The sequence below is a fragment of the Collinsella sp. LCP21S3_D3 genome, from assembly GCF_052118305.1.
Lineage (GTDB): Bacteria > Actinomycetota > Coriobacteriia > Coriobacteriales > Coriobacteriaceae > Collinsella.
On record NZ_JBQKHK010000019.1, the window covers coordinates 21,435 to 27,757 of the forward strand.

Annotated in this window: 5 protein-coding genes; 1 reads left to right on the top strand and 4 read right to left on the bottom strand. The window is 60.0% G+C overall.

What is annotated here, in order from left to right; translation table 11 throughout:
* The first annotated feature begins 151 nt into the window (after positions 1-151).
* Entirely contained in the window at positions 152-1,135 is a 984-nt protein-coding gene (locus ACTQ1S_RS08130; protein WP_441547482.1) for a DNA/RNA non-specific endonuclease, read from the top strand.
* A gap of 129 nt (positions 1,136-1,264) precedes the next feature.
* On the opposite strand, the gene ACTQ1S_RS08135 is transcribed toward ACTQ1S_RS08130, so the two are convergent.
* The 4 genes from ACTQ1S_RS08135 to ACTQ1S_RS08150 all read right to left on the bottom strand — a co-directional run bounded on the left by ACTQ1S_RS08135 (position 1,265) and on the right by ACTQ1S_RS08150 (position 6,092).
* Positions 1,265-3,340 (bottom strand): elongation factor G, encoded by a 2,076-nt coding sequence (locus tag ACTQ1S_RS08135; protein ID WP_441547483.1) that lies wholly within the window; start codon positions 3,338-3,340, stop codon positions 1,265-1,267.
* A 296-nt stretch (positions 3,341-3,636) separates the two neighbouring features.
* Positions 3,637-4,386 carry an amino acid ABC transporter ATP-binding protein gene (locus ACTQ1S_RS08140; RefSeq protein ID WP_195838601.1) on the bottom strand — a complete coding sequence of 250 codons (750 nt, stop codon included), beginning with the start codon at positions 4,384-4,386 and terminating at the stop codon, positions 3,637-3,639.
* 53 nt (positions 4,387-4,439) lie between these two features.
* The gene (locus tag ACTQ1S_RS08145; RefSeq protein WP_441547484.1) at positions 4,440-5,093 is read right to left on the bottom strand and encodes an amino acid ABC transporter permease; all 654 of its coding nucleotides are present in this window, start codon (positions 5,091-5,093) and stop codon (positions 4,440-4,442) included.
* A 138-nt stretch (positions 5,094-5,231) separates the two neighbouring features.
* On the bottom strand, positions 5,232-6,092 hold the full coding sequence (locus tag ACTQ1S_RS08150) for a transporter substrate-binding domain-containing protein (protein WP_441546548.1): 861 nt from the start codon (positions 6,090-6,092) through the stop codon (positions 5,232-5,234).
* Positions 6,093-6,323 lie beyond the last annotated feature (231 nt).

Here is a 6,323-nt window from a genome sequence, read left to right on the forward strand (position 1 = left end):
TATAACGTATATATCATATTTGGCTTTCGCTACATGAATCAATAGCCTACCAAAAAGGGGCAGGTTTATTTTGGCAGGTTTTATCTGGGAAACGACCTGCGGCGTCTCCTGCTAGACTGGTAGATTCGCAACCGACTAACCAGGAGCCCCCATGTCGCGCAAGTCCGCCTACAAGCAAGCACTTTCTATCGGCACCGCTGTGGTGCTGGGGTTTGCGCTGTTTACGGGATCGCTCGACGGGGCGCCCAGACTGCTCTCGCCGCAAAGTGATGAGCAGGCGATAGCCCTGGCCGAGAAGCAAGACGAGAGACCCAGCCGCACCGACGACGAGGCAGACCTGGTTGCCCGACTCGAATCGGGAACGGCAAACTCCACAGACTCCCAAAACAGCCCGAACTCTGGCGACAAGCCACATTCCGCCGCACCCGACACCGGTGATGACGCTTCCGCGGACAGCACCGCCACCCCCATCGACGAGGTCGAAAACCCCAATCTCGACCGCGCCCGCGGCGTATACCTCAGCAGCATTCCCGACTACGCGGGTAACCCCTATGTTGCCCTGCGAGCCGACAGCACGCACCCGTTGGGCACACCATCATTCACGCTCGATGAATACGAGCACGCCGCCGAAGAGGGCTGCTTTAAGAAGTTCTCCAAGCTCGACAGCCTGGGCCGCACCCGCAAAGCGCTCGCTTGCGTGGGCCCCGAATCGCTCGGTCAAGGCGAGCGCGGCGATATCTCGCGTATCCATCCCGCCGGATGGCGCCAGCAGCGCTACGACTTTATTCCGGGCCAGAGCCTCTACAACCGCTGTCACCTCATCGCCTGGTCGCTCTGCGGCGAAAACGCCAACCGCAAGAATCTCCTCACCGGCACGCGTTATCTCAACGAAACGGGCATGCTGCCATTTGAGGAGCAGATTCTCGGCTACATCCGCGAGACGGGCAACCATGTGCTCTACCGTGTCACGCCCATGTACAACGAAGAGGAACTCGTCTGCCGTGGCGTGCGTCTTGAGGCGCAATCGGTCGAGGACCACGGCAAGACCCTGTGCTTCCACGTGTACTGCTACAACCTGCAGCCGCATGTGCAGATCGACTACGCTACCGGCCGCAATCAGGCCTCGGGAGACTAGGGCCGGCCAAGCTGCCCCAAAACTTAAAATGAACCGTTTTCCTCCATCCCCCAGGGATCAAAAAGGGCTGCCCTGGATTGCCCAGAGCGGCCCTTGAATCGGCATGTATGTTACAGGCAACGCCCAACGCTACTTGGCACGGCCCTCCTCATAGCGCTCGACCAGCTTGGCCTGAACGTCATAAGGCACCTGCTCATAGCCCGCGGGCTTCATGGTAAAGTCGCCCGTGCCGCGCGTGATAGAGCGCAGACGCGTCGAGTAATCCGTCAGCTCGGCCAGCGGCGCCTGGGCGATGACCACGGTGTCGCCGCGCTCATCGGTCTCCATGCCTGTCACGCGACCGCGCGATGCCGAGATGTCGCCCATCACGGCGCCGGCGTAGCTCTCGGGGATAGTCACCGTGACTTCCTCGATGGGCTCCAGCACCACCGGGTCGGCATCGGCGCATGCCTTGCGCAGGCCGATGCGAGCCGCCGCGCGAAATGCCATCTCGTTGGAGTCGACGCTGTGATACGAGCCGTCGTACACAGCCACGCGAATGCCCGTAAGCGGGTAGCCGGCAATGATGCCGTCCTTCATGGTCTCCTGAACGCCCTTGTCCACGGCAGGGATCAGCGAGCGCGGAATGCGGCCGCCTACGACCTCGTCCACAAACTCATAGCCGTCGCTCGTACCGTCGGGCCCAATGAGCGGCTCTACGCGCAGCCAGCAGTCACCATACTGTCCGGCGCCGCCGGTCTGCTTCTTGTGGCGGCCCTGGGCAGTTGCCGTGCGGCGAATGGTCTCGCGATACGGGATGCGAATCGGCACGCTCTTGGCCGCGACCTTGGTACGGTCCTCAAGACGATTGAGCAGGACCGAAACCTGCGCCTCGCCCACCGCCGAAATGATGGTCTGGCCGGTCTCCTCGTCGCGGTCGATGCTCATGGTCGGATCGGCCTTGCATGCCTTCTCGATAAACGTGTAGAGCTTCTCTTCGTCGCCGCGATTCTCGGCCTCGATGGCGATGCGGTACTGCGAGTTGGGGAACTTAAACGCCGCAGCCTCGACCTTGCCGGTAATCGAGAGCGTATCGCCCGTCTCGGCCGCCAGCTTGGGCGCCACGATGATATCGCCGGCATAGGCGTGACCGACCTCGGTCATGTCGCGGCCGCACATCACATACAGGTGAGCCAGACGATCGCTCTTGCGGGTGCGCGCGTTGATCAGCTCAAGGCCCGGCTCAAGCGTGCCCGTCAGCACCTTGATGAAGCTGATGCGACCCTGCTGAGGATCGGCCAGGGTCTTAAACACAAACGCCACCGGGCGGTCATCATCGCTCGAAATCTTGAGCGAATCACCGTCGATGAGCGGCATTTCACCATAGTCGGTCGGCGCCGGGAAGTACGTGGCGATGTCGTCCATCAGCGAGTTGACGCCCTGCTCCTTAATGCAATCGCCCGCAAAGACCGGCACAAAGATGCGCTCGGCGATCGCCTTCGACAGCAGGCCTTCAAGCTCCTCCTGCGTCAGCGTCTCCTCGCCTTCCAAGTACTTCATCATCAGTTCGTCGTCAGCCTCGGACACCAGCTCGCACAGATGGTCATGGGCCTCCTCGGCCTGGGCACGATACTCCTCGGGAATCTCCGACTCAACGGCTTCGGCGCCGTTGCAATGGCGCGCCTTCATGCGCACCAGGTCAATGATACCGTCAAAGTCCTCGCCCTCGCCCCAGGGAAGGGTCACGGCGCCCAGGCGCGTGCCAAAGCGCTCCTGCAGCAGGTCCATCGTGGTCGCAAAGCTGGCCTCGGAGCGCGACAGGCGGTTTACGAACACCGCACGCGCCAGACGCAGGTCCTCGGCGGCATACCAGAGCTTAACCGTCGTAGGCTGCGGGCCGGCCTCGGCGTCGACCACAAACAGAGCCGTCTCGCAGACGCTCATCGCGGCAAAGGCGTCGCCGATAAAATCGGGGTAGCACGGGGCATCGAGCACATTGATGCGCGCACCCTTCCAGTCGATCGGCGCAATGGTCGTCGAGATGGAAAACGCACGCTTGACCTCTTCGGGGTCATAGTCGAGCGTGGGCTTGGTGCCGTCGTGGCCGCCCAGGCGGGCGGTCTTGCCGGAAAGGTGGAGCATGGCCTCGGCGAGTGAAGTCTTGCCCACCCCACCTTGGCCTACGAGCACCACGTTCCTTACATTGCCGGTCTTGGGAGCACCCATGATGACCTCCTTGCAGGGCCGCGCGCAATGCGCGACGCCAACGGGGAGAGTTCGCGGTCGATGCCGTCCCGGGAGCAGCATGGTCGGCAGCCGATCCGGCTCACCCTCCAAATGTCCTATGCCACCACCCTACCCTCGCGGGCAACTGTCCATGCACACCTTTCGGCGCACGTATGAATACGGGCGGCGAGAGGAGGGGCAAACGCCTGAGGCGGTTATTAAGCCCCATCGGCGCAAATAAAAACCGCCGCAGGCCATAAGACCTGCAGCGGTTTCGCCTCAATGTCTACCTGAGCCTATCCCTCGATACGGCTCAGGAACTCGCGCGTGCGCCGTTCGCGCGGATGGCCGATAACCTGCTCGGCAGGACCCTCCTCTACAATGCGACCGCCGTCCATAAAGACCACGCGATCGGCAACATCGCGCGCAAACTGCATCGCATGGGTCACGATCACCATCGTCATATTCTGCGCGGCAAGGTCTTTAATGACGCGCAGCACCTCGGCCGTTAGCTCGGGATCGAGTGCCGAGGTCGGCTCATCGAAGAACAAGATCTCTGGATCGAGCGCCAAGGCGCGCGCAATACTCACACGTTGCTGCTGACCGCCCGAAAGCTCGCATGGCACCTTGTTCTCGTTGCCCGTAAGCCCCATCTGCGCGATCAACTCACGCGCACGTGCTTCGACCTGCTCGCGCGGGCGCTTGAGCACGCGGATCGGAGCGTCGGTAATGTTTTTCATCACGGTATAGTGCGGGAACAAATTGTAGTTCTGAAACACCAGGCCAAAACGCGAGCGCGCCTGCTTGGGCACATCGCCTTTCGCATACACCGTGCCCGATCCCGCATCCGTCGCAACGGCTAGATCACCAAACGAAAGCGAGCCGCCGTCAAGCGTCTCGAGCAGCGTGGCGCAGCGCAACAGCGTTGACTTACCGCCGCCCGAAGGTCCGATAATCGCCACGACCTCGCCGCGCTTTACCTCGAGCGAGATATCCTTGAGCACTTCATTGCCACCAAACGCCTTGCGCGCGCTCGTTATATTCATTACCGTTCCGGACACGGGAACCTCCATGTGTTTGAAAAGCACGACGGAACAGGCTAGTCGTGGTAGTAGTCAAGTCGCTTTTCGGCGGCGCCCAGCAGCATCTCGACCACAAAGTTAAAGACCCAGTAGATCAGTGCCGCAATCGCAAACGGCACCATGCTCACTTGCGAGGCAACCAGTGCCTTGGCCGTCGAGAACATCTCCCCCACGCCGATGGCAAACGCCAGCGACGTGTCCTTGACCAGTGTGATGATCTCGTTGCCCATCGCCGGCAAAATGCGCTTGGCGACCTGCGGCATCACAATGTACAAAAACGTCTGCAGGCGTGAGTAACCCAGCACCTCGGCGGCCTCATATTGACCACGCGGGATAGACTGCAAACCCGAGCGATAGATCTCGGCAAAGTAGCCGGCATAGTTGATGATGAATGCCACAACGCACGCTGTCCACTTGGAATCGGGCGTGAGCGAAATACCAAAGACATAATACGGAGCAAAGTAGATGGCAAACATCTGCAGCATGAGCGGCGTACCGCGCATGACCGAAATGTAGATGCGCGCAATCCAACGCAGCGGCGCGATTTTGCTCATGCGCATAAACGCCACGGGAATTCCCAAGGGAATCGAGCCCAACAGCGTGAGCAAAAACAACTGTAAACTGACCAAGAAACCCTGGCCAAGCATCTGCATCATGACCTGAATAGACAACCCAAGCTCTCTTTCACAGCAACAGAACAGCAGGTGTTAATTGAAATAGGCACAGTGCCCAAGATTGCGAGCGACAAGCCCGACGAAGCGTACTTTGGTACGCGAGGAGGGTTGGAGCCGCAAGGTTGGGTGCTGTGGCTATTTCAAAACCCAGTTATCGAAGGACAGGCCATAGCTCGCATACTTGTCGCACAGGTCCTTGACTGTACCGTCCTCATAGAGCGCCTTAAGCGACTCGGTCACGGCGTCGGCCGACTTAGTATCGCCCTTCTTAAAGCCAACGGCGTAGTGCTCGCTGGACAGCGGTTTGTCAAGTTGCGTATAGGCATCGGGCTTGGCGGCAAGCTGATACTGGGCGATCGAAAGGTCGCAAGCCACCGCATCGACCGCGCCGCTCTCGAGCTGCATAAAAGCCGTGTTGTACTCACCGATGGTATCGAGCGTGGCAAACGTCGCCGCCAGATCCTTCTGGTCACCCTCTAGCACATCCTGCGCGGCAGAATCGGTCTGGGTAATCACGGTCTTACCGGCAAGGTCGTCCCAATTCTTGATGCCCGCATCCTTCTTAACCACCAGCACCTGCTCATTGAGCATGTACGGCTCGGAGAACGTGTAGTCGTCCTCGCGGCCCTCCATGGTAAAGCCGTTCCAGATGCAGTTGATGGCACCCGAGTTGAGCAGCGTATCCTTGGCGTCCCAGTCGATGGCCTCGTACTTGACCTCCCAGCCCTGCTTATCGGCAACTGCCTTGGCCAAATCGAGATCAAAGCCGGTGTACTCGCCATCGTCGCCCACAAAGCCATACGGAGGATAGGACTTGTCAAAGCCCACCACGAGCTTCTTAGACTCCACAGCGCCCTTGGCGTCCTTTGCCGCAGCAGAGCCGGCAGTGGAGCCCTTGTCGGCACCACCGCCGCAGCCGACAAGACCAAGGCCAAGCACCGTGGCGAGCGAGCCGGCTAGACCAACAAACTGACGACGAGACATATCGGTATTCATGGTATTCCCCCTTGATGGTACTTTAGCTAAGTAAAGTGAGTCATGTAACGTTCAGAATCATACACTTTAGCGTGATAGAGCACAAGGCGAGTTTGCCCGCCGCGTGAGGGGTGTGGGGGTTAAGTTTCCTGCTCTACAGTCCTGCTCACGACGGAGGCCACATTAAGTGGCCTCCTGTTCGTGCGGAACTCGCGATAAACTTAACCCCCACACCCCTCACGCGGCGGGCAA

What these genes read in the sequence shown, in the direction of transcription:
- ACTQ1S_RS08130 (WP_441547482.1), top strand. Translation starts at nt 152, where the DNA reads ATGTCGCGCAAGTCCGCCTACAAGCAAGCACTTTCTATCGGCACCGCT.
- ACTQ1S_RS08135 (WP_441547483.1), bottom strand. Translation starts at nt 3,340, where the DNA reads ATGGGTGCTCCCAAGACCGGCAATGTAAGGAACGTGGTGCTCGTAGGC.
- ACTQ1S_RS08140 (WP_195838601.1), bottom strand. Translation starts at nt 4,386, where the DNA reads ATGAATATAACGAGCGCGCGCAAGGCGTTTGGTGGCAATGAAGTGCTC.
- ACTQ1S_RS08150 (WP_441546548.1), bottom strand. Translation starts at nt 6,092, where the DNA reads ATGAATACCGATATGTCTCGTCGTCAGTTTGTTGGTCTAGCCGGCTCG.